The 21,320-nt window shown below is 63.5% G+C and carries 19 protein-coding genes and 1 other RNA gene; 11 read left to right on the top strand and 9 right to left on the bottom strand.

The features are described 5' to 3' along the window. Positions 1-51 precede the first annotated feature (51 nt). From C7441_RS15465 to C7441_RS15455, 3 genes are all read right to left on the bottom strand, one after another. Positions 52-1,914, bottom strand: coding sequence for an extracellular solute-binding protein (locus tag C7441_RS15465; protein WP_109613661.1), 1,863 nt, complete (start codon positions 1,912-1,914; stop codon positions 52-54). Further along, the gene (locus tag C7441_RS15460) at positions 1,914-3,794 is read right to left on the bottom strand and encodes an extracellular solute-binding protein (protein WP_109613660.1); all 1,881 of its coding nucleotides are present in this window, start codon (positions 3,792-3,794) and stop codon (positions 1,914-1,916) included. Before C7441_RS15460 ends, C7441_RS15465 begins: the two co-directional genes overlap by 1 nt. A 146-nt stretch (positions 3,795-3,940) precedes the next feature. Next, complete coding sequence (locus C7441_RS15455; protein ID WP_109613659.1) at positions 3,941-4,594, bottom strand: c-type cytochrome; 654 nt, start codon at positions 4,592-4,594, stop codon at positions 3,941-3,943. 204 nt (positions 4,595-4,798) lie between these two features. Between C7441_RS15455 and C7441_RS15450 the strand changes: the two genes are divergently transcribed. Both C7441_RS15450 and C7441_RS15445 read left to right on the top strand, forming a co-directional pair. Next, positions 4,799-5,539, top strand: coding sequence for a 3-deoxy-manno-octulosonate cytidylyltransferase (locus C7441_RS15450; protein ID WP_109613658.1), 741 nt, complete (start codon positions 4,799-4,801; stop codon positions 5,537-5,539). 2 nt (positions 5,540-5,541) lie between these two features. Beyond that, positions 5,542-6,402: a prephenate dehydratase gene (locus C7441_RS15445; RefSeq protein ID WP_109613657.1), complete on the top strand. Its 861-nt coding sequence runs from the start codon at positions 5,542-5,544 to the stop codon at positions 6,400-6,402. Positions 6,403-6,512: 110 nt separating this feature from the next. Here C7441_RS15445 and C7441_RS15440 read toward each other — a convergent pair whose 3' ends face one another. The 3 genes from C7441_RS15440 to C7441_RS15430 all read right to left on the bottom strand — a co-directional run bounded on the left by C7441_RS15440 (position 6,513) and on the right by C7441_RS15430 (position 8,861). Beyond that, the gene (locus C7441_RS15440; RefSeq protein ID WP_109613656.1) at positions 6,513-7,394 is read right to left on the bottom strand and encodes a bifunctional helix-turn-helix transcriptional regulator/GNAT family N-acetyltransferase; all 882 of its coding nucleotides are present in this window, start codon (positions 7,392-7,394) and stop codon (positions 6,513-6,515) included. 73 nt (positions 7,395-7,467) lie between these two features. Further along, on the bottom strand, positions 7,468-8,430 hold the full coding sequence (nudC, locus tag C7441_RS15435) for an NAD(+) diphosphatase (protein WP_109613655.1): 963 nt from the start codon (positions 8,428-8,430) through the stop codon (positions 7,468-7,470). A gap of 5 nt (positions 8,431-8,435) precedes the next feature. Next, positions 8,436-8,861: an HIT domain-containing protein gene (locus tag C7441_RS15430; protein WP_109613654.1), complete on the bottom strand. Its 426-nt coding sequence runs from the start codon at positions 8,859-8,861 to the stop codon at positions 8,436-8,438. Between the two features lie 136 nt (positions 8,862-8,997). On the opposite strand from C7441_RS15430, the gene ffs reads away from it, so the two are divergent. From ffs to C7441_RS15400, 6 genes are all read left to right on the top strand, one after another. Beyond that, positions 8,998-9,094: signal recognition particle sRNA small type (ffs, locus tag C7441_RS15425), an RNA gene on the top strand. A 119-nt stretch (positions 9,095-9,213) separates the two neighbouring features. Then, positions 9,214-11,022 (top strand): DNA polymerase III subunit gamma/tau, encoded by a 1,809-nt coding sequence (locus C7441_RS15420; RefSeq protein WP_109613653.1) that lies wholly within the window; start codon positions 9,214-9,216, stop codon positions 11,020-11,022. A gap of 21 nt (positions 11,023-11,043) precedes the next feature. After that, on the top strand, positions 11,044-11,367 hold the full coding sequence (locus C7441_RS15415; protein ID WP_019172659.1) for a YbaB/EbfC family nucleoid-associated protein: 324 nt from the start codon (positions 11,044-11,046) through the stop codon (positions 11,365-11,367). Positions 11,368-11,463: 96 nt separating this feature from the next. Further along, entirely contained in the window at positions 11,464-12,069 is a 606-nt protein-coding gene (recR, locus tag C7441_RS15410) for a recombination mediator RecR (RefSeq protein WP_019172660.1), read from the top strand. 256 nt (positions 12,070-12,325) lie between these two features. Then, the gene (locus C7441_RS15405) at positions 12,326-13,513 is read left to right on the top strand and encodes a lytic murein transglycosylase (RefSeq protein WP_109613652.1); all 1,188 of its coding nucleotides are present in this window, start codon (positions 12,326-12,328) and stop codon (positions 13,511-13,513) included. Between the two features lie 164 nt (positions 13,514-13,677). Continuing rightward, complete coding sequence (locus C7441_RS15400) at positions 13,678-15,351, top strand: phosphoethanolamine transferase (protein ID WP_109613651.1); 1,674 nt, start codon at positions 13,678-13,680, stop codon at positions 15,349-15,351. A gap of 46 nt (positions 15,352-15,397) precedes the next feature. On the opposite strand, the gene C7441_RS15395 is transcribed toward C7441_RS15400, so the two are convergent. Further along, positions 15,398-16,399, bottom strand: a complete 1,002-nt coding sequence (locus C7441_RS15395) for an LLM class flavin-dependent oxidoreductase (protein ID WP_109613650.1) — start codon at positions 16,397-16,399, stop codon at positions 15,398-15,400. A gap of 65 nt (positions 16,400-16,464) precedes the next feature. Next, positions 16,465-17,622 carry an AI-2E family transporter gene (locus C7441_RS15390; RefSeq protein WP_170125150.1) on the bottom strand — a complete coding sequence of 386 codons (1,158 nt, stop codon included), beginning with the start codon at positions 17,620-17,622 and terminating at the stop codon, positions 16,465-16,467. 216 nt (positions 17,623-17,838) lie between these two features. On the opposite strand from C7441_RS15390, the gene C7441_RS15385 reads away from it, so the two are divergent. Together C7441_RS15385 and C7441_RS15380 are read left to right on the top strand one after the other, a co-directional pair. After that, positions 17,839-18,231, top strand: coding sequence for a DUF6481 family protein (locus tag C7441_RS15385; RefSeq protein ID WP_109613649.1), 393 nt, complete (start codon positions 17,839-17,841; stop codon positions 18,229-18,231). Between the two features lie 165 nt (positions 18,232-18,396). Further along, the gene (locus C7441_RS15380; protein ID WP_109613648.1) at positions 18,397-19,362 is read left to right on the top strand and encodes a cation diffusion facilitator family transporter; all 966 of its coding nucleotides are present in this window, start codon (positions 18,397-18,399) and stop codon (positions 19,360-19,362) included. A 70-nt stretch (positions 19,363-19,432) separates the two neighbouring features. Here the strand turns inward: C7441_RS15380 and C7441_RS15375 are convergent, their stop codons facing one another. Continuing rightward, complete coding sequence (locus C7441_RS15375; protein ID WP_109613647.1) at positions 19,433-20,668, bottom strand: DNA recombination protein RmuC; 1,236 nt, start codon at positions 20,666-20,668, stop codon at positions 19,433-19,435. 101 nt (positions 20,669-20,769) lie between these two features. Between C7441_RS15375 and def the strand changes: the two genes are divergently transcribed. Then, on the top strand, positions 20,770-21,300 hold the full coding sequence (gene def / locus C7441_RS15370) for a peptide deformylase (protein WP_109613646.1): 531 nt from the start codon (positions 20,770-20,772) through the stop codon (positions 21,298-21,300). Positions 21,301-21,320 lie beyond the last annotated feature (20 nt).

The raw sequence follows: 21,320 nt of genomic DNA, 5'->3' as shown, positions 1-21,320 counted from the left end.
AATGACAGGCGGGGGTAATGCCAAGAGCCATCCCTTGCCTGGAGTGGAAGTCTAAGCCTTGCCAATCGCTGCCGCCTTGTCCTTGTCAAACCACCACATGGCTTCGACCGGGAAGCCGAAGTCGGGTTTGGGTTCCTTGAAGCCGAACATATCCCAGAACGCCGCCCGGTGATTCGGAAGATACCAATTTGGAATCCAGTCGAGACGCGCGCGCAAGACCCGGTCCAGCGCACGCAGCGCCGTGATCAGGTCCTCACGGCTTTCCGCCCTTCCGGCAGCCTCCACAAGCGCGTCGATGGCGGGATCGGCGATGCCGGCCAGGTTGCTCGAGCCGGACAGGGTGGCCGCGCGTGAATGGAACGTCGCTTCGATCTCGTCGCGGGTCGGCGTTGCGGTGAAGGACTGGGCCATGGTCACCAGGTCGAAGTCGAATTCGAGCTTGCGGTTGGTGTACTGCGCCGAATCCACGACCCGGATCGAGGCATCGATGCCGATGGCCTTCATATTCTCGACCCAGGGCGAATGGATGCGAATCCAGTCCTGGTCATCGACAAGCAGTTCCACCGTCAGTCTCTCGCCCTTGCCGTTCTGCACGAACTGCCCCGCGCGCTTCCAGCCGGCTTCGCCGAGCAGTTTCAACGCCGCCCCCAGCAGCTTGCGGTCCCGGCCCGTGCCGTCCGAAACAGGCTGGATGACGGCCTCGCCGAAGGCTTCGTCGGGGATCTTGCCGCGCAGCGGTTCCAGCAGCGCCAGTTCCGCCGGCGAGGGCAGTCCGTCCGCCCGGTAGTCCGAGCGCTCGAAGCAGGACTGCGCACGCTCGTAGGAACCGTAGAACAGGTTGCGACGCGTCCACTCGAAGTCGAAGCACATGGCAATCGCCTTGCGCACGCGTGGATCGCGAAAACGTTCGCGCCGCTCATTGATGGCGGTGGACTGCATCGAAGGACGTTTCTCGGCGGGGAACTCGCGCTTGACGACCTTGCCTTCCTTCAGCGCGGGAAAGTCGTAGCCGGTCGCCCAGACGCGGGCAGTAAATTCCTGCCGATAGAGCACGTCGCCTTTCTTGAAGGCTTCGAAGCCGGCCTGCCGGTCGCGGTAGAACTCGATGCGGATGCGGTCGAAATTGTAGAGCCCGCGATTGACGGGCAGGTCGCGTGCCCAATAGTCCTCGACGCGCTCATACTCGATGGTCTGGCCAGGCACGACACGACCTACCTTGTACGGACCGGAGCCGAGCGGCGGCTTCATATTGGCGCTGGTGAAGGGATTGGCCTCGAAATAGGCCTTCGATACGATTGGAAAACCGGCCACCCCGAGGATGGTGCGCGCCGGCTGCCTGCCTGAAAAGGTCAGGCGGAAGGTATGCGGATCGACAGCCACCGCCTCGGTCATCTGGCTGAGCGGCAACAGCAGGCTGGGATGGCCGTCTTGCTTGTACAGTTTGAAGGAATGGGCGACGTCTTCCGCAGTCAGCGGCGAACCGTCATGGAAGCGGGCTTCAGGTCGTAACGAGAACTCGAAGCTGTTGCGGTCGTCCGAGATGGTGACGCCTTCGGCGATCAGCCCATAGAGCGCGTCCGGCTCGTCCAGCGCACTCGCCATCAGCGAATCGAAGCACATTTCCATGCGTGGCGGCGCGTCGCTCCTGGCCACGAAAGTGTTCAGCGTATTGAAGGTCAGCGGGTTCTGGTTGAAGACCCAGTTGGGCGGCGAGAAGATGAAGGTTCCGCCCTTGGGCGCATCGGCATTGACATAGTCGAAATGCGTGAAGTCGGCTGGATATTTCAGGTCGCCGAAGGCCGACAGGCCGTGCAGTTTCGCGCCCGTCGGGGAAGCGGCAGAGGCGAGATCGGGCAGAAGTGCCGCAGCCGCGCCGAATGCGAGGAAATCGCGCCGCGAAAGAACGGGACCCATCAATTGGCGCCCTTGTATTTTGCAGCCAGCGCTTTTTCCTTTTCCGGGTCGATCCACCAGGAATCGGTATCGGCGCCGGTATATTCCGGTTGCGTTTCGGGCATGCCGAACTTGTTCCAGTAGGCGATCCACTGCTTGGTCCGGTGCCATTGCGGGATCGTGTAGTAGTTCCACAGGAGCACGCGGTCGAGCGCATGGGTGGCGGCAACCAGATCGTCGCGGTCGGTCGCATAGATGATGCGCTCGACCAGCGCATCGACGACCGGGTTCCTGATTCCCATCAGGTTGCGCGAGCCGGGCGTATCGGCGGCCTTGGAGCTCCAGAAATCGCGCTGCTCGTTACCGGGCGAGTTGGACTGGTTGAGGATCGTGGTTGTTGCGTCGAAATCGAAGTCGTTGATGCGATTGATATATTGCGAGGTGTCCACGATGCGCAGCGAGGCGGCGATGCCGATCTTGCGCAGCGTGCCGACGAAGGAGTTCGAGATCACCTCGTCAGTCGGTCCGCTGCCCAGAAATTCGATCCTGAACTGCTCGCCCTTGTCGTTGACCATCTTGCCGTTGCTGATCTTCCAGCCGGCTTCGGCGAACAGCCCGACCGCCTGGCGCAGATATTGCCGTTCGGACTGCGGGTTGTCGTAGGCGGGCAGCTTGAATTCGCGGGTGAACAGCTCCGGTGGCAACTGGTCCCTATAGGGTTCGAGGATTTCCAGTTCCTTGCCCGTGGGCAGGCCGCTCGACGCCAACTCGCTTCCGACGAAGTAGCTGGAGGTGCGGGTGTTCTGGCCGTAGAACAGCGTGCGGTTCATCGATTCGAAATCGAAGGCCAGGGTCAGCGCCTCGCGCACGCGGCGATCCTGGAACTGTGGCCGGCGCATGTTGAGGGCAAAGCCCTGCATGAACACGAAGGCGGTGGCCGTGAACTCCTTCTTCAGCACATCGCCTGCCTTGACGGCTGGGAAATTGTATTCGGTCATCCAGCGCCGCGAGCTGTTTTCCGACCGTATGTCCTGATAGCCGCCCTTGGTGAAGGCCTGCCATGCGGCGTTGTCGTCCTGGATATAGGTGTAGCGCTTGTGGTCGAAATTGTTGCGGCCGACATTCACGCCGAGATTGGCCGACCAATGGTCCGGCACGCGCGCCCAGACGATCTCCGAGCCCGGCTTGAAGCGTTCGATCCTGTAGGCGCCGGACCCTAATGGGGCCTCCAGCGTCGGCCGGGTGATGTCGCGCTTCTTGCCGTTCTTGTCGGTGCCCTCCCACCAGTGCCTGGGTAGCACCACGAGATCGCCCATGATCTTGGGCAGCTCGCGGTTGCCCTTCTGGTCGAATCGGAACTCGACCTCGCGATCGGACACCGCCACCGCTTCGATGACATCGGCGTAGTAGCGATTGTAGCGCGGGCTGTTGGCCTTCAGCATGTTGAAGGACCAGATGACGTCGTCGACGGTAATCGGCTCGCCATCGTGCCATTTGGCATTCGGGTTCAGGCGATAGGTGGCCGAGGAGAAGTCATCCGGATATTTGAAGGCTTCGGCGATCATCGCATGGCTGACGCCCGGCTCGTCGAGCGATTGCTCCATCAGCGTTTCATAGAGCAGGCCGCCGCCGAATTCTGCAAAGCCTGCCGCCGGAGCGCCCTGCACGATATAGGGGTTGAAGCTGTCATAGGTGCCGCTGGCGACCGAATTCAGCGTGCCGCCCTTGGGCGCGTCGGGGTTCACGTGATCGTATCGCTGGAAATCGCTGCCGTATCTCGACTCGGCGCCGAGCGTTGAAGACGTGCGCCATTCGTCGGCGGAGGCGGTGAGGAGGCTTGCCGCAAGCATGGCCGGCACGATGCCGATTGTACCGATGATTCGCGCAAGCCCTGCCCGCATATCCAACCTCGCAATCTGTTGCCCAATCTAGCGCCCGGAACAGGTGAGGGAAGCTGCGCACTGCGCTTCCGCCGGTTCCGATGGAAAGTCTAACAAAAAAGCCGGGCTGAACCCGGCTTTTTCATGATCTGGCGATGATTATTTCGTTACTGCGCCGGTGCCGGCTGGGCTGCGCCACCTTCGGCCGGCGCCTCGGGAGCCGCGCCTTCCTTCGGCGCTTCGCCTTCAGCCGGGGCGGCGGGGGCAGCGCCTGCCTCGGGCAGCGGCTTGGGGCTGTCCGACAGGGTGCGCAGATAGGCGATCAGGTTGGCACGCTCGTCATCTTTCTTGATGCCGGCAAAGCCCATCGCGGTGCCCTTCACGAAGCCCTTCGGCGAGGTGAGGAAATGGTCCAGGTTGTCGTAGGTCCAGAGAGTTTCACCGCCCTTGGAGAAATCCTTCATACCGGCCGAGTAGGAGAAGCCCCCATGTTCGGCGACCGGGCGATCCACGATGTCCCACAGGTCCGGACCGACCTTGTTGGGGCCGCCCTTTTCGCCGGAGTGGCAGGCCTGGCACTTCTTGAACACGGATTCGCCGGCCTTCGCGTCGGCGCTGGCGAGCAGCTCGGCGATCGGCTTGGCGGCCGGCGCGGCCTCGCCGCCTGCGGACGCCTCGGCCTCAGCCGCCTCGATGGCGAAGCCCGGCTTTTCGGGAGCGGACGAAGCGAAGATGCTGTCAGAGAGCAGCGAGATGGAGAATACTACGAAAACGGTGCCCAGCAGGCCGCCGACAATTTTGTTGAATTCCAATGAGTCCATTCGCCCCTGGCTCCATTTATCGGCTTTTTCCCGGAAAAACCCTCTTTCCAGGCAACCGACGGCATTATCCCTTTGCCGGCCGAGCCAGCAGAATTTGGCGGAAACTAGGTCTTTTGCTCGCCCGTTGCAACACCTATAAGAGCGCAGCCAGTGAGACGTTTTGCCACTTTCCACCGTCGTTTTCTCGGACCTTGAGGAATCCTCATGTCGCACCTCATCCTGATCCCCGCCCGTTTGCGGGCCACGCGCCTGCCCGGAAAGCCGCTTGCCGACCTCTGCGGCCGCCCGATGATCGTCCAGGTCGCCGACCGTGCGCGTGCGAGCGGGCTGGGCCGCGTGGTGGTGGCCACCGACGCGGCCGGAATTGCCCAGGCCGTGCGCGCGCATGGCCATGAGGCGGTGATGACGCGGACCGATCACGAATCGGGTTCCGACCGCATCTACGAGGCGCTGACGGCGCTCGATGTGGAAGGTGACGTCGAAATCGTCATCAACGTGCAGGGCGACCTGCCCACCATCGAGCCTGAAACGATTGCCGCCGTGCTCAAGCCCCTCGAAGACCCCGAGGTGGATATCGCCACGCTCTGCGTGGAGATTACGCGCGAAGAGGAAAAGACGGATCCGAACGTGGTGAAGGTCGTCGGTTCCCCGCTCGCGGAAAGCCGGTTGCGCGCGCTTTACTTTACCCGTGCCACCGCGCCGTCAGGCGAGGGGCCGCTTTATCATCACATCGGGCTCTATGCCTATCGCCGCGCGGCCCTCGAACGCTTCGTCAAGCTCAAGCCTTCTGCGCTCGAAAAGCGTGAACGGCTGGAGCAGCTTCGCGCGCTGGAGGCCGGCATGCGCATCGACGTCGAGATCGTGAACTCCGTGCCTCTCGGCGTGGACACGCCCGAAGACCTTGAGCGCGCCCGCGAAATTCTTTCCAATCAAGACAGGGCCTGACCATGGCTGAAAAGACCAACCGCATTTCCTTCCAGGGCGAGCCGGGCGCGAATTCCGACACCGCCTGCCGCAATGTCTATCCGGGCATGGAGCCGTTGCCCTGCCCGACCTTCGAGGATGCGTTCAATGCGGTGGAGACCGGCAAGGCCGATCTCGCCATGATCCCGATCGAGAACACGATCGCCGGTCGCGTTGCCGACATCCACCATCTCCTGCCGGAATCGAAGCTGCACATCGTGGGTGAATATTTCCTGCCGATCCACTTCCAGCTCATGGTGCTGCCGGGCGTGAAGCGCGAGGAGATCAAGACCGTCCACAGCCACATCCATGCGCTGGGACAGTGCCGTAAATATATCCGCAAGAACGGCTGGAAGCCGATGGTGGCCGGTGACACGGCAGGTGCGGCCAAGCTGGTGGCCGAAATGCAGAACCGGTCGATGGCCGCGCTCGCGCCGCGCCTGGCCTCCGACCTCTATGGTCTCGACATTATCGAGGAAGACGTCGAGGACACGGAAAACAACGTCACCCGTTTCGTCGTTTTGTCCAAGACCAGGCAGTGGGCCGAGCGTAAGGACGGCGTGCCGATGGTCAGCACCTTCGTCTTTCGCGTGCGCAACGTGCCGGCCGCGCTCTACAAGGCCATGGGCGGCTTTGCCACCAACGGGGTCAACATGACCAAGCTGGAGAGCTACCAGCTCGGCGCCTTCACCGCCACGCAGTTCTATGCCGATGTGGAAGGCCACCCCGACGACCAGAGCGTCAAGAATGCTCTGGAGGAGCTGCGCTTCTTCTCGCGCGAGGTGCGTATTCTCGGCGTCTACCCGGCCAATGAGTTCCGCGCCACGCAGGACGCCGACGCCTGAGACCAGGGCTATCGGATGCGGCTATTCCCTCATGCTATCGCGGGGCAAGGCGACGGAGTGGGGGTAGGCTTGCCATATGCACTCTAGCGGAGCGCCGAGCCTTCAGGTGCCTACAACGGCTTTGAAAACCAGTGATCGGCGTAGGGGTTGTCGTTGAAGCGCGCGACCTCTTCATATCCTTCGCGGCTGTAGAGGGCTCGCGCCTCCGTTAGCGACCCGTTGGTGTCGAGGCACACCGTTTGCGCGCCCAGGTCGCAAGCGACGGCTTCGAGCCGGCGCAGCATGCGACTGGCCAGCCCCAGCCCGCGCGTGGACGGTGAAACCCACATGCGCTTGATCTCTGCCGTCGCGGGGTCAAGCATGCGCACTGCACCGCAGCCGATCGGATTTCCGTCGAGCCGTGCGATCAGGAAGCAGCCGCGAGGGCGGGTGAACTCGTCGCCGGTCGCGGTGCTTCCCTTGCTGGTGTCAAAACCTGTCTCGAAACGTGTTGCCAGCTCGCCGACATAGAGCGCCAGGCATTGCTGGGCATCGGCGCAGTTTGCGTCTTCTTCGCTGATGGTGATGGATGCGGCGGTCAAAAGATGCTCGACCTGCGCCATCGCGGCGACAAGCCGGTCCCGCGCGTTTTCTGACAGCGCCTCGAGCATTGAGCTGGCAAGACCGTCGGAGAGGGCGTCATAAGCCCCAAGTTCCTCGCGGCCCTTGGCGGTCAGCGTCGCGTGGCGGCTGCGGCCGTCGCCTTCCTGCTGCTCGACCGTGACGAGGCCCTGCGCTTCAAGTGAGCGCAGCATGCGGCTGAGATAGCCGGAATCGAGCCCAAGCCGCGCGCGCAATACGCCCAGCGCGGCTCCGTCCGGCCCGATCTCGAAGAGAAGCCGCGCCTCGCTGAGCGGCCGGCCGCGACTGAGGTAGCTCTCCTCCAGCGCGCCGACGCGGCGCGTGACCACGCGGTTGAAGCTGCGGATTTGCGCGATTTTCGATCTGTCCATTGCCTGATTTTAGTCAGGTATCCGGCGGGCGGCAATAGTTATCTGACAGAAGTCAGGTAAAATGATCCTGAGCTTAACTGTTCTCTGTCCAGTAGCGGATCAGATGGGTGGCGATGGCGCCGGGCGGAGGAACGGCAAGATCCTGCGGATGCGTCCGAGCCAGCATGTCGCGCACCTCGCCGCGCGCAAACCAGCGGCAATCTTCCAGCTCGTTGAAATCGGCATGGATGTCCTCGTTCAGCGCCTCGCCGAAACAGCCGATCATCAGTGTGTGGGGGAAGGGCCAGGGCTGGCTGGCATGGTAGACGACGCGGCCGAGCCGGATGCCGGCTTCTTCGAAAGTCTCGCGACGCACCGCTGCCTCGATAGTCTCGCCGGGCTCGATGAAGCCGGCCAGAGCCGAATACATGCCCGGCGCGAAATGCGGGCTGCGGCCGAGCAGGCATTTGTCCCGCGTTACCGTCAGCATGATAGCCACCGGGTCGGTGCGTGGGAAATGCTGGGCATTGCAGTTCAGACAGACGCGCTTGTAGCCGCCGATACGGCTTTCGGTGTTGTGGCCGCAGCGGCTGCAGAAGCGGTGTGTGGCATGCCAGGCAAGCAGCGATGCGCCCTGCGCCATGGCGCCCAGCCCCTCGGGGTCGATCAGCCCCTGCACATAGATGGAGCGATATTCGATCGCCTTCATGGTGTCCGGCAACGCGTCCGTCGCACGCCCGGCCGGAGCGGCCAGAACTGGTCCGGAACCGGCTTGGCCGAGCAGCACGGCATCCTCCATCCGCGCATCCAGCGCCCGCGCCTCGTCGAGCGTCAGATAGGGGTCGAACGCCGTGCCAATGAGCTTGATGTGCAGGCGCCCTTCGCGCATCAGCATCACGCGGGCGGCCGGATCGGCCAGCGCCCGCCGGATGGATTGCTCATCGCGGCTTTCGGCCTGCCGGTCGATGCGATTGCCGGCGAAGCCAACGAGCTGGCTCGGCTCGCGCTCGGGCGCATCGAACAGGCGAAACTGCGTCCCTGGTGTCGAATCGAGCATGGAATTTATCGCAATGCCGAGCGGATTTTCTGGCAAAAGCCGTGCAGATCGGCGCGGGGATAGGGTTCGCGTATGCCGTGGCCCCATACCGGGCCCGGCCAGGCGGGATCGCCTTCACTGCGCGCCACGACATGGACGTGGAGCTGGCGCACGATGTTGCCGAGCGCGCCGGTGTTGATCTTGCTGCAGCCCGTCACACGCTTCAGCGCCTGCGCCACCGTGTTGGCTTCGAAAGTGAGCATCGCCTGGTCGAGCGGGGTAAGATCATGGATCTCCTCGATGTCCTGGCGCTGCGGCACCAGCACCAGCCAGGGCCACCGGCGATCGTTCATGATGCGCAACTCGCACAAACCCAGCCACATCAGGGGTTCGCTGTCCGCCTCCAGCCTGGCATCCAGTTCGAATCCAGCCTTGAGCCCCGACGGTGCCATGTGTGTTTCCTCGTGTTTGACGGAAAGCTAGAGTGGCAGCCTGCGGCCTGCAAGCGTTTCATGAGACAGAATGTTTCATGGGGCGATTTATCCATCGCTCTTGCAATTAATTGCACAATTGCCGATATGGGGAGCGGGAGGTTGGTGGTGGACGGTCCACTCGCCAACCGGGTCAGGTCCGGAAGGAAGCAGCCCTAACGAGCCCGGAACGGGTCATTGTTCCAGCCTCCCACCTCTTCGCCGATTGCCCGCCTTGGTTCGCCGCCGGTTGACGGCACGTAAGCCTGCGGGAACACTCTGTTGCAGGAATCGGCCGGTTCCCGAAGCGGCCCATGGAGCACCTGAAGAGCGGATGAGCGAAGCCGGAAACGACCCCCAGACGAAGGCCGCCGGCGCCTATCGCGTGCTCGCGCGCAAATACCGTCCCACCGATTTCACCGGGTTGATCGGCCAGGAGCCGATGGTCCGTACCCTGACCAACGCCTTCTCGTCCGGCCGCATCGCGCAGGCCTGGATGCTGACCGGCGTGCGCGGGGTGGGCAAGACCACCACCGCCCGCATCCTTGCGCGCGCGCTGAACTACAAGACGGCCGAAACCGACCAGCCCTCCGTCGATCTGTCGGTGCCGGGCGAGCATTGCCAGGCCATCATGGAAGGCCGCCATCCCGATGTGATCGAGATGGACGCGGCCTCGCACACCGGCATCGACGACATCCGCGACATCATCGAGCAGGTGCGTTATGCGCCCGTTTCGGCGCGCTACAAGGTCTACATCATCGACGAAGTGCACATGCTCTCCACGCAGGCCTTCAACGGCTTGCTGAAGACGCTGGAAGAGCCGCCACCGCATGTGAAGTTCATCTTCGCCACCACCGAAATCCGCAAGGTGCCGATCACGGTTCTGTCGCGCTGCCAGCGCTTCGACCTGCGCCGCATCGATGCGGCGATGATCAAGGCCGACCTGAGCCGCATCGCCGGCCTCGAAGGCATCGAGGCGGAAGATGCGGCACTTTCGATGATCGCGCGCGCGGCCGAAGGCTCCATGCGTGACGCGCAATCGATTTTCGATCAGGCGATCGCCCATAGCGCGGGCAATGTCACGGCCGAGGCTGTGCGGACCATGCTGGGGCTGGCCGACCGCGCCCGCATCGTCGATCTGTTCGCACATGTGATGTCGGGCGACGTCGCCGCGGCACTTCAGGACCTGCGCGCGCAATATGACGTCGGCGCCGACCCGGTGGCGGTGCTGACCGACCTTGCCGAATTCAACCATCTCGTCACCCGCATGCGTTTCGTGCCCTCGGCCGCCGAGGATGCCGCGCTCAGCGAGGACGAGCGCGTGCGCGGGCTGGAATTTTCGCAGACGCTCTCGGTCAGGGTCCTGTCGCGCAGCTGGCAGATGCTGCTCAAGGGCATTCCCGAGGTGCAATCGTCCAACCGGCCGATCAGCGCCGCCGAAATGGTGCTGATCCGCCTGGCGCACGCCGCCGACCTGCCGACTCTGGACGAGGCGTTGAAATCGCTTGGCGATGGCGCGCCGCTGCCCAATGGCGCGGCCCCGCGGCCCTCCGGCTCGCCGCAGCCTTCGGGCGGCGGGGGCGGCAGCGCCCATGCCGTCTCCCAGACGGTGTTGCAGACGACCAATGGCGGCGGCCAGACTATGCGGCTGGTGGCGAGCGAGCCCGCGCCGATGGCCTTCGCGCCGCCGGCGGTCGAGGAAACGCCCGCCGTGCCGGTCCGGTCGCTGGCCGATATCGCCGGGCTGGCCGACGCCAATCGCGATATGGCGCTGAAGGTGCTCGTCAAGCGCTGTGTCCGGCTGGTGAAGGTGGAGCCGGGGCGGCTCGACGTGAACCTCACCGACGACGCGCCCAAGACGCTTCTGGGCGACCTCAAGAGCAAGCTGGAAGCCTGGACCGGCCGCCGCTGGATGGTGGCGCTGTCGCGCGAGGCCGGTGGTCAGACGCTGGCGGAGACGGAAACGGAAAAGCGCGAGAACGCATTCCTCGACGCCCGCTCCGACCCCACGGTGGCTGCGATCCTCGCCAGATTTCCGGGCGCCAGGATCATCGACGTGCGCATTCCCGATGCCCCGGAAGCCGAGGGCATGGAGATCGATATGCCGGTCGAGGCGCCGGCCGAAGACGACGACGAGAACTGACCAACACGAAGGACTATCACCATGAAGGATTTGCTGGGCCTGATGGGCAAGGCAAAGGAGATGCAGGCCAAGTTCCAGGCCATGCAGGAAGAAATCGCTTCGCTCGAAGCCACCGGCCAGGCCGGTGGCGGGCTGGTTGAGGTGACGATCTCCGGCAAGTTCGAGATGAAGGCGCTGAAGATCGACCCGTCGCTCTTCAAGGAAGACGATGTCGAGATCCTCGAGGACCTGATCATCGCCGCGCACAACGACGCCAAGACCAAGGTCGAGGCGACCATGCAGGAAAAGACCAAGGCGCTTACCGCCGGCCTGCCCATCCCGCCCGGCATGAAGCTGCCGTTCTGAGAAGGAGCGAGTGGCGAATAGGGAGTAGCGAACAGGGGGCGATGTCACGTTCCCTTTCGCTATTCGCCACTCGCTATTCGCTCTATAAAACCGCCAATGTCCAAGCGAATCGCCGGCCCTGAAATCGAACGCCTGATCCAGCTCCTTGCCAAGGTGCCGGGGCTGGGGCCGCGCTCGGCGCGGCGTGCCGCGCTCCATCTCATCAAGAAGAAGGAGCAACTGATGGCGCCGCTGGCCGCTGCCATGGGCGAGGCGGTGGAAAAAGTGCGCGTCTGCTCCACCTGCGGCAATGTCGATACGGTCGATCCCTGCACGGTCTGCACCGATCCGCGCCGCGATCCGACGACCGTCATCGTGGTGGAGGAAGTGGCCGACCTCTGGGCGCTGGAGCGCGCCGGCGCCATGAACGCGCTCTACCATGTGCTCGGCGGCACGCTGTCGCCGCTTGACGGCATCGGCCCCGACCAGCTCAACATCAGGCAGCTGGTGCAGCGTGTCTCCGAAGGCGCGATCACGGAAGTCATCATTGCCGTCAACGCGACTGTCGAGGGCCAAACCACGGCGCATTACCTGACCGACCAGCTCGCCGGCTTCGAGGTGAAGGTGACGCGGCTGGCGCACGGCGTGCCGGTCGGCGGCGAACTCGACTATCTCGATGAGGGGACGCTGGCGGCGGCATTGAAATCGCGGACGGCTTTCTGACGCATTTTGCGGGCAAGGGGGGAAGATGAATTTCCAGCTTAGCGTGCTGCGAGGCCTCCCACTGCCCTGCCAACTGTCTCTCCCGCGAGGGAAGAGACCGGTCTTCATTGCGTCTTTCGCAAGGCGCTGGCGTGGCAGAGAGGACCCCGACGCGGCAACCGCCAATCACCCTCCTTGTGGGGGAGATGCCCGGCAGGGCAGAGGGGGGCAACGTGGAGCCTTTACCCTTGCGATCATCGCCTTCATCCTGTCCGCTTTGGCGTCGTTCACTCCGGCCGCCGCAGCGCAGATCGACGACCAGTTCCGTGTCTGGCTGAAAAGCGACCTGTGGCCCGAGGCTCGAAAACGTGGCATCTCCCAAAAGACCTTCGATGCCGCCTTTGCCGGCATAAAGCCCAATCTCAAGCTGCCGGACCTCGTGATGCCCGGCACCAGGCCCAAGACGCCGAAGAAGCAGCATCAGGCCGAGTTCGGCTCGCCGGGAAATTATTTCGGGCCGCTCGGCAGCGTCACCGCCGGCGCGCGGGCGCGCACTGCGCGGAACGCAAGAACGCTGGCGGCGATCGAAAAGCGCTTTGGCGTGCCGGGCGAGGTGGTGCTGGCGATCTGGGGGCGGGAATCCGGCTTCGGCACCGCGAAAATCCCCTACAATGCCTTTGAGGTGCTGGGCACCAAGGCTTTCATGGCGACCCGCAAGGAGATGTTTCGCAACGAGGTGCTGGCGGCACTTGAGATTGTCGAGCGTGGTCTGGCGGATGCGAAGTCGATGAAATCGTCCTGGGCGGGCGCGCTGGGCCAGCCGCAGTTCATGCCGTCGAAATATCTGCGGCATGCGGTGGATTTCGACGGCGACGGCCATCCCGATATCTGGAATTCGACGCCGGATACGCTGGCTTCCATCGCCAACTATCTCGCCCATTACGGCTGGGTGAAGGGCCGCGACTGGGGCTTCGAGGTGACGGTCCCTGCCGGCGTTTCCTGCGCGCTCGAAGGGCCGGACAGGGGACGGAAAATCGCCGATTGGGCGGCGATGGGTATCAGGCGCGTCGGCGGCAAGCCGTTTCCGGCAGCCGAAATGCGCGCCGAGGGCTTCCTGCTCATGCCTGCTGGGCGCAACGGCCCGGCCTTCATCGTCACGCCGAATTTTTATGTGCTCAAGGAGTACAACCAGAGCGACCTCTACGCGCTGTTCATCGCTCACGGAGCGGATCGCATCGCCTATGGCGACAGGTCGTTCGCCGGGCAGTGGGGCAAGGTGGACGAGCTTTACCGCTCGGACATTGCCGCCATGCAGCGAGGGTTGGAGAAGGTCGGTTACGATGTCGGTGGCGCCGACGGCCTGCCCGGCTTCAAGACGCGCCGCTCGATTGGCGATTGGCAGGCCAAGAACGGCCGCGCCGCGACCTGCTTCCCCGACAGGGGGCTGGTCGAGGCCATGCGCTGAAACTGGGCGGGGCAGTCTGGCGACACCGGGCATGACGCGGGCCGACCGACAATGAAGCGCCGTGCTCCCGGATTCTTTGCCGGCTCGACCTCCGCTCGCCTTGACAGGAACACAATTGGAATGGCCTGACAGCAAAAATGGTCCGAACCGGAGCCGGAGCGCCCATGACCTTTCGTCGTCCCGCCATCGGCAGCAATGTGCTGACCGCGCTCGTCGCGGCCTATGTCCTGCTTTTGTGCAATTTCACCTTCTGGGGAAAGCTGGCGGAACAGTTTGCCGGCCATCCGGTGAAGCTGGTGCTGTTCGGCGTGATACTTTTCCTGCTCTACGCCGTGTTCCTGATGATCTTTTCGGCCCGCTACGTGATCAAGCTGGTGTTCATCGCCGTGGTGATGATCGCGGCCAGCGTCGCTTATTTCACAGACACATTCGGCACGATCATGGATCGCGACATGATCCAGAATGCGGCCCAGACCACCGGCGCGGAATCGAGCAATCTGATCACCGCCGAGTTTCTGTTGCATATGCTGGCGTTCGGCATCGTGCCGGGCCTGCTGATCGCCTGGGTGCAGGTGGTGCATCCCCCGTTCTGGCAGCAGGTGAGGCGAAACACGCTGTTCGGCTTTGGAATGGTGGCGCTGGCAGGCGCGATACTGCTGGTCAATCTGCGCACCTATGTGCCGTTCTGGCAGCGGCAGCGCGAAATCACCATGGCCTACCTCAACCCGGCCATGGCCCTGGTCGCCACGGTCGACTACGGCATCCATGAAATGCGCGACGCCAATCTCGTCGCCAGGCCTTATGGCGAGGATGCCCGCATCGGGCCCCGGCTGGCCGCCGCGAAAAAGAAGATGCTGACCGTACTGGTTGTAGGCGAAACGGCGCGCGCCCAGAATTTCAGCCTGAATGGCTATGAACGCGACACCAATCCCGAGCTTTCCGCGCGCAATGTCGTGGCCTTTACCAATGTGACGAGCTGCGGCACCGCCACGGCGATTTCGCTGCCCTGCATGTTTTCCCATCTTGGTCGCGACGGCTATTCCAAGCGCGCCGCCCTCAGCTCGGAAAACCTCGTCGATGTCCTCCAGCACGCCGGACTGACGGTGGAATGGTGGGAAAACAACACCGGCCCCAAGAGCGTCGCCGACCGCATCCCCACGACCCTGCTCAACAGCAAGGACGCGCAGTACGACCCGGCCCTCTGCGATGGCGGCGAATGTCTCGATCAGGTGCTGGTCGACAAGCTGCGCGCGCGGCTGGACAGCTTGCAGGGCAATGCGGTTCTGGTGCTACATACCATGGGCAGCCATGGGCCGGCCTATTACGAGCGCTATCCGGAAGCGTTCGAGCATTTCAAGCCCTCCTGTCGCGAGGCCGAGCTGAACGACTGCACGCCGCAGGAGCTGGTGAACGTCTACGACAACACCATCCTCTATACGGACCATATCCTCGCCGCGATCATCGATGTGCTGAAAGAGCGCGAGGGCGAGTTCGCCTCGGCCATGTACTACATGTCGGATCACGGCGAATCGCTGGGAGAAAACGGGCTCTATCTGCATGGAGCGCCCTATTTCCTGGCACCGGAAACGCAGAAGCGCGTCCCCTTCATCACCTGGTTTTCGGACGACTTCGCCTCGACCACCGGGCTCGACGTGTCGTGCCTGCGCGGCAAGACCGGTGACGGTTTCTCGCATGACAATATGTTCGATACGATACTGGGCATGATGGACGTGCAGACGTCGGTCTACAATCCGAAGCTGGACGCCTTCGCTTCGTGCCGCAACGGCGTCATCTCGCGAGGCGACGCCGGACAGAACGGCGCGGTTGCCGTGAAGTAACCGCTTTACTCCCCTCGGAGGGGGGCGGGATCATCCCTATGGGGCCTTACGCGGCCTGCGAAAGCTCGCGATGCATGTCAGCCAGAATCTCGAATGAACGCACCCGTGCGGCGTGGTCGAAAATCTGTGCCGTCACCATCAGCTCGTCGGCGCCGGTGCGCTCGACGAATGCTTCCAGCCCTTGCCTTACCGTTTGCGGCGAGCCGACGACGGCGCAGGACAGCGCCTGCCCGAGCATGGCGCGGGCGGAGGGCTCCAGTCCGTCCTCATAGTTTTCGACCGGTGCGGGCAGTTGCCCCGGCCGGCCGCTGCGCAGGTTGACGAATGCCTGCTGCAACGAACTGAAGAGCAGCTTCGCCTCGGCATCCGATTCGGCGGCGAAGACGTTGAGACCCAGCATCACATAGGGTTTGTCGAGCCGTTCTGAAGGCTGGAAACGTTCGCGATAGAGTGCGATTGCGTGCTCCATCTCGGCGGGCGCGAAATGTGAGGCGAAGGCGTAGGGCAGCCCGAGAATGGCGGCAAGCTGCGCGCCATAGAGGCTGGAGCCGAGGACCCATACGGGCACATTCTGCCCTTCGCCGGGCACCGCGCGCAGCCGCTGGCCCGGCTCGGCCGGGGCGAAATAATTCATGAGTTCGACCACGTCCTGCGGGAAGCTGTCGACGCCGGCTTCCAGGTTGCGGCGCAGGGCGCGCGCCGTCAGCATGTCCGTGCCGGGCGCGCGGCCGAGGCCGAGGTCGATGCGGCCGGGATGCAGAGCTGCCAGCGTGCCGAACTGTTCGGCGATCACCAGCGGCGCGTGGTTGGGCAGCATGATACCGCCGGCGCCGACGCGGATGGTGCTCGTGCCTGCCGCCACATGGGCGATGACGACCGAGGTGGCCGCGCTGGCGATGCCGGCCATGTTGTGGTGCTCGGCCAGCCAGTAGCGCCTGTAGCCGAGGCGTTCGGCATGGCGGGCGAGGTCGAGCGTGTTGGCTAGCGACTGCGAGGCCGTGCTGCCTTCGGTGATCGGTGACAGGTCGAGAACGGAAAGCGGTATCATGGCGGATCCCCAGGTGGCAGGACCTCGCATATAGGTGCCGCGATATTGATTGGCAAAGAGGAGGATCAGGCCGGAGCGCTTTCTTCCGCGGCCCCGTCCTCTTCTTCATCGTCTTCATCATCGGCCGTCTGCTGAGCGGAGAGGAAATTGCCGACATGGCGCAGGCTGTCGAAATGGTCGCAGAAGACCTTGATGACCACCAGCAGAGGCACCGCGATCAGCGCGCCGATGAAGCCCCACAACCAGGACCAGAAGGCCACCGCCACGAAGATCGCCACCGCGTTGATCTCCAGCCGCCGGCCCACCGTCAGCGGCGTGACCAGTTGCCCTTCGATGATGTTGCAGCAGAGAATGAAGAGCGGGGCGAGCAACGCATAGGAGAGGCTGCTGAAGGAGATGACCGAGATGATCGTCACAAGCGTGATCGTGGCCAGCGCGCCGATATAGGGCAGGAAATTGAGCAGCGCCGCCGCCACGCCCCAGACGAAGGGTGTCGGCATGCCGAGCAGCCACAGACCAATCCCGATGACGATGCCAAGACCGACATTGATCATCGTTACGGTCAGCAGATAACGCGAAATCTCGCGCTCGACATCATAAACCACGCGCAAAGCCCGCTTCTTTTCGCTCATTCGGGTAAAGGATTGCACGATTTTCTCGTAAAACAGCGTGCCGGATGCGAGCAGGAACAGCGACAGCACGAAGGTGATGCCGGTCGTGGTCGCGCCTGAGAGCACATTGCCGGCGGCGAGCGAAATGATGCCTGGCTGCGCCACCGCCACTTTCTGCACGCCCGGCTCCTGGGCGGTCTCGGTGGCTTTTTCCACCTGATGCGAAATGGCCATCATGCGTTCGAAAGGCCGTTTGAGCGGCTCCAGCCTTTCCGACAATTGCTGGCCGATGGACGGTGCGTCCTCGATCATTTTCGTGACCGGGCCGCTCAGCAGGTAGCCTGCGCTGACGAATATTATGCCCGAAACCACCACGAGGATGGTCGCAGAAACCGGTTCGGGAACACCGCGCCTGCGCAGGAAGCGCACGATCGGGGTCAGCATCAGCGCAAGCAGGCAGGCCAGCACCACGGGCATGAAGAAGTCGCGGCCGAAATAGAGCGCATAGACGCCCATGAGCAGGAACATGCCGACGAGCAGGGAGCGCATCAGCCGCAGGTCCGAGGCAATCGCTTCGCGATCCGGCTGCACTGCATCGGACTCTTTCCTCATATGTCATGTCCCCCGGCAGGCACCGCCGGCATGCCGGGGCGCAAAGTCCCTTGTTCCGGCAATTAATGCCCACAAGGGACTTAGGTTCCGGCCGCGAACCGTTCCCAAACGGCAACAAATGACGCTGACATGGCAGGAATGCCGAATTCGCGCTTGAACTCTGGGCCGTGCCGCGTATGTAAACGGCGCGTACTGACAAGAGAGTAAAGGCGAAAATTGGCAATCTATAGAGAAAAGGACTTCAACGAGCGGCGCAACGCCGCAAACGAAGCAAAGAAGGCTCTCCTCGCAAAGTTCAAGGCAAGGCCGGCGGACGACGATCCGGAGGTTCTGGCCCGCAAGGCGGAGCGGCAGGCCATTCTGGAAGCACGCGCCAAGCGCGACGCCGAGAAGGCCCGGTTGAAACGGGAAAAGGAAGCCCGTGAGGCCGAGGCGCGCAGGATCGCCCAGGAAAAGGCGGCCGCCGAACGCGCGCTGCGCGAAGCCGAGGATAACGAACGCATAGCCTTGCAGCTGGCCGAAGAGGCTGCCCGCAAGGCCAAGCGCGACGCGCGCTATGCCGCCCGCAAGGCGCGCAATGGCCGCATGCCGCTGCCGCCGCGTCCGTAAGCCCGACCGGAAAGCACTACGCAGCGAACCTCCCGCCGGCACGACCGCCGGCGAGGTTCGTTCCATTTCCGCCCGGAAACGCATCAGGCGATTTTCCGGCGCTTTGGCGTGCGCACTTGAGCCCGGCCACCTGCGCGCTACTGTTCCTTGCGGAGAGGGGCAGCCATGGCCGCGCATTCGGGATCGAAAAAAGTCATCTACGCCGCGCTTGCCGGCAATCTCCTCATCGCACTCACCAAGTTTGCCGCCGCCTTTGTCACCGGCAGTTCGGCGATGCTTTCGGAGGGCGTGCATTCGCTGGTTGATACCGGCAACGGGTTGCTGCTGCTTTATGGCATGCACCGCGCCGCCCGGCCCGCCGATCTCACCCATCCCTTCGGCCACGGCCGCGAGCTCTATTTCTGGAGCTTCATCGTGGCGCTGCTGGTCTTCGCGCTGGGCGCCGGCGTCTCCTTCTACGAAGGCGTTCTGCACATATTGTCGCCCGAGCCAGTCACCAATCCGATGGTCAACTATGTCGTCCTGGCGCTGTCCTTCCTGTTCGAAGGCGGCTCATGGGTTGTGGCGCTGAAGGAGTTTCGTCGCAACAAGGGGCGCCTCGGTTACATCCAGGCTGTGCGCCAGAGCAAGGACCCGAGCGTCTACACCGTTCTGTTCGAAGACAGCGCCGCGCTGCTTGGTCTGGCGATTGCCTTTGTCGGCGTCTTTTCGGCGCAGATGCTCGACATTCCCGAACTGGACGGCGCGGCGTCTCTCGGCATCGCCGCCATCCTCGGGGCCACCGCCATCTTCCTGGCGCGGGAAGCCAAGGGCCTGCTGATGGGCGAGCCGGCGCTGCCGGATGTGCAGGCCGCGGTTCGCCGTTTGGCCGAGCAAGATCCGGATGTGCAACGCGTCAACGGTGTGCTGACTGTGCATCTCGGGCCGGAAGAGATCGTCACCGCGCTCAGTGTGGAGTTCGAGGACAGGGTGACGGCACCGGAGATCGAAACCTGCGTCGAGCGCATCGAGGAACGCTTGCGCAAGGAAAAGCCGGAGATCGTTGCCCTGTTCGTGAAGCCGCAGACGAAACGCGCCTGGCTGGAGCGGCGGGGCGAGATCATCCAGGAAGGCCAGCCGAAAAAGGAATAGAGCAGTTTGCAGCCCGCCGGGATCGTCTGGCGTCGTACACGGCTCGCGTAGCGCACCGTCGAAGCGCTGTTCAGCCCTCGTCCTCGACCACCATCAGCCGCAATTGCCCTGTCTTGGAATCCGCCATGCGTCGAGTTGCTCTTTCGTGAGCGGGACGCTCGCTTGCCGCATCGGCTGCGGCCTCTTCGCCAAGTTCCAGCGTCTCGATCTTCGCGCTGCGCCGGGTGATCTTGCCGGTGGAAATGAGGATGTCGTCGATGTCCCTGGCGGTCTGGCCGAAATGGCCCTGCAGCTTGCGCACGCGCTCGTCCAGGCGCGAAACGTCCTCCATCAGCCGCATCACCTCGCCCTGGATCAGATGCGCCTGCTCGCGCATGCGCGCATCCTTGAGGATCGCCTGGATCACCTGGATGGAGAGCATCAGCAGCGAGGGCGAGACGATGACCACGCGCGCCTTGTGCGCCCGATGCACCAGCGCTTCGAAATTCTCGTGGATCTCGCTGAACACCGATTCGGAAGGCACGAACATGAAGGCCGTATCCTGCGTCTCGCCAGCGATCAGGTATTTTTCCGAAATGTCCCGGATATGGATTTCGATATCGCGGCGGAAGCTCTGTGCGGCCAGTTTCCGCGCGTCCGAGCCCTCGGCGGCGCGGATCGCGTTCCATGCTTCCAGCGGAAACTTGGCGTCGATGACCAGCGACGGCGACCCGTTGGGCATTCTCACGATGCAGTCCGGCCGGCTGCCGTTGGAGAGCGTCGCCTGGAATTGGTAGCCGCCATGCGGAAGCCCATCTGCGACGATCGCCTCCATGCGCGACTGGCCGAAGGCGCCGCGGGTCTGCTTGTTGGAGAGGATCGCCTGCAACTGCACCACCTGTCCGGCCAGCGACTGGATGTTGTTCTGGGCCGTGTCAATGACGGCCAGCCGCTCCTGCAGCTTCGTCAGGCTCTCATGGGTGGATTTGGTCTGTTCGCTCATGGTCTGGCCGAGGCGGCCCGTCATGGCGTCGAGGCGCTGGCTGAGCGACTGGGTAAGCTCGGCCTGCCGCGCGCCGAACAGTTCGGCCATCGCGCCCATGCGCCCCTGCATTTCGGCCTGCGCCTGCAGGATCGCGCTCATGCGCATCTCCGCCTCTTCCGCAGCATTCGCCCTTGCGCGGGTGGACCGGGCAAGCGCGAACGCAAGCAGACCCAACAGCACAAGCAGGGCAAGGCCGGCGAACACCACCATCTGGCCAAACGTGATCGTGCTGGCGCCAAGGCGCAGCGCAGGCTGGGACAGGAGGGTCGGCAGATCGCTCATGCCGGGAGGATACGCGATTCGCCGTTGAAGAAAAGATCAAAACGAGAACATCTGCGGCGCAACCGGTTGACGCTTTTCGCGCGAGGTCTTAGGTGAAGCGCATGACGATAAAGCCGCTGATCATCCTTCCCGATCCTGTCCTGCGCCAGATCTCAAAGCCCGTGGAGCGGGTGGACGGCGATTTGCGCAAGCTGGCCGACGACATGCTGGAGACGATGTATGACGCGCCGGGCATCGGGCTCGCCGCGATCCAGATCGGCATTCCGCTGCGCCTGCTGGTGATCGACCTTGCCAAGGACGATGAGGACAAGGCGCCGATGGTGGTGATCAATCCGGAGATCCTCGACCGTTCCGACGACCGCTCGGTCTATGAGGAAGGCTGCCTGTCGATCCCGGATTACTATGCCGAGGTCGAGCGTCCTGCGAGCGTGCGGGCAAAATTCCTCGACCGTGACGGCAAGGAACAGGAGATCACCGCCGAAGGGCTTCTGGCCACCTGCCTGCAGCACGAAATCGACCATCTCAACGGCGTGCTCTTCATCGATTATATTTCGAAGCTCAAGCGCGACATGGTCATGCGCAAGTTCAAGAAGCTTGCCAAGGATCGTCCGCCGAGCCGCATGGTGGGCTGACCTTCTCCGACGGTCTCGAT

The organism is Pseudaminobacter salicylatoxidans, from assembly GCF_003148475.1.
Taxonomy (GTDB): Bacteria; Pseudomonadota; Alphaproteobacteria; order Rhizobiales; family Rhizobiaceae; genus Pseudaminobacter; species Pseudaminobacter salicylatoxidans.
The sequence above is the reverse complement of the archived record's forward strand: the minus strand, read 5'-3'. Positions and strand labels throughout refer to the sequence as shown.

Excerpts from the sequence above, each read along its gene's own strand:
- C7441_RS15390 (WP_170125150.1), bottom strand. The coding sequence starts at position 17,622 with ATGAGGAAAGAGTCCGATGCAGTGCAGCCGGATCGCGAAGCGATTGCC.
- recR (WP_019172660.1), top strand. The coding sequence starts at position 11,464 with ATGTCCAAGCGAATCGCCGGCCCTGAAATCGAACGCCTGATCCAGCTC.
- C7441_RS15450 (WP_109613658.1), top strand. The coding sequence starts at position 4,799 with ATGTCGCACCTCATCCTGATCCCCGCCCGTTTGCGGGCCACGCGCCTG.
- C7441_RS15460 (WP_109613660.1), bottom strand. The coding sequence starts at position 3,794 with ATGCGGGCAGGGCTTGCGCGAATCATCGGTACAATCGGCATCGTGCCG.
- C7441_RS15375 (WP_109613647.1), bottom strand. The coding sequence starts at position 20,668 with ATGAGCGATCTGCCGACCCTCCTGTCCCAGCCTGCGCTGCGCCTTGGC.
- C7441_RS15420 (WP_109613653.1), top strand. The coding sequence starts at position 9,214 with ATGAGCGAAGCCGGAAACGACCCCCAGACGAAGGCCGCCGGCGCCTAT.
- C7441_RS15395 (WP_109613650.1), bottom strand. The coding sequence starts at position 16,399 with ATGATACCGCTTTCCGTTCTCGACCTGTCACCGATCACCGAAGGCAGC.
- C7441_RS15380 (WP_109613648.1), top strand. The coding sequence starts at position 18,397 with ATGGCCGCGCATTCGGGATCGAAAAAAGTCATCTACGCCGCGCTTGCC.
- C7441_RS15465 (WP_109613661.1), bottom strand. The coding sequence starts at position 1,914 with ATGGGTCCCGTTCTTTCGCGGCGCGATTTCCTCGCATTCGGCGCGGCT.
- C7441_RS15415 (WP_019172659.1), top strand. The coding sequence starts at position 11,044 with ATGAAGGATTTGCTGGGCCTGATGGGCAAGGCAAAGGAGATGCAGGCC.
- C7441_RS15445 (WP_109613657.1), top strand. The coding sequence starts at position 5,542 with ATGGCTGAAAAGACCAACCGCATTTCCTTCCAGGGCGAGCCGGGCGCG.
- C7441_RS15440 (WP_109613656.1), bottom strand. The coding sequence starts at position 7,394 with ATGGACAGATCGAAAATCGCGCAAATCCGCAGCTTCAACCGCGTGGTC.
- C7441_RS15400 (WP_109613651.1), top strand. The coding sequence starts at position 13,678 with ATGACCTTTCGTCGTCCCGCCATCGGCAGCAATGTGCTGACCGCGCTC.
- nudC (WP_109613655.1), bottom strand. The coding sequence starts at position 8,430 with ATGCTCGATTCGACACCAGGGACGCAGTTTCGCCTGTTCGATGCGCCC.
- C7441_RS15430 (WP_109613654.1), bottom strand. The coding sequence starts at position 8,861 with ATGGCACCGTCGGGGCTCAAGGCTGGATTCGAACTGGATGCCAGGCTG.
- def (WP_109613646.1), top strand. The coding sequence starts at position 20,770 with ATGACGATAAAGCCGCTGATCATCCTTCCCGATCCTGTCCTGCGCCAG.
- C7441_RS15455 (WP_109613659.1), bottom strand. The coding sequence starts at position 4,594 with ATGGACTCATTGGAATTCAACAAAATTGTCGGCGGCCTGCTGGGCACC.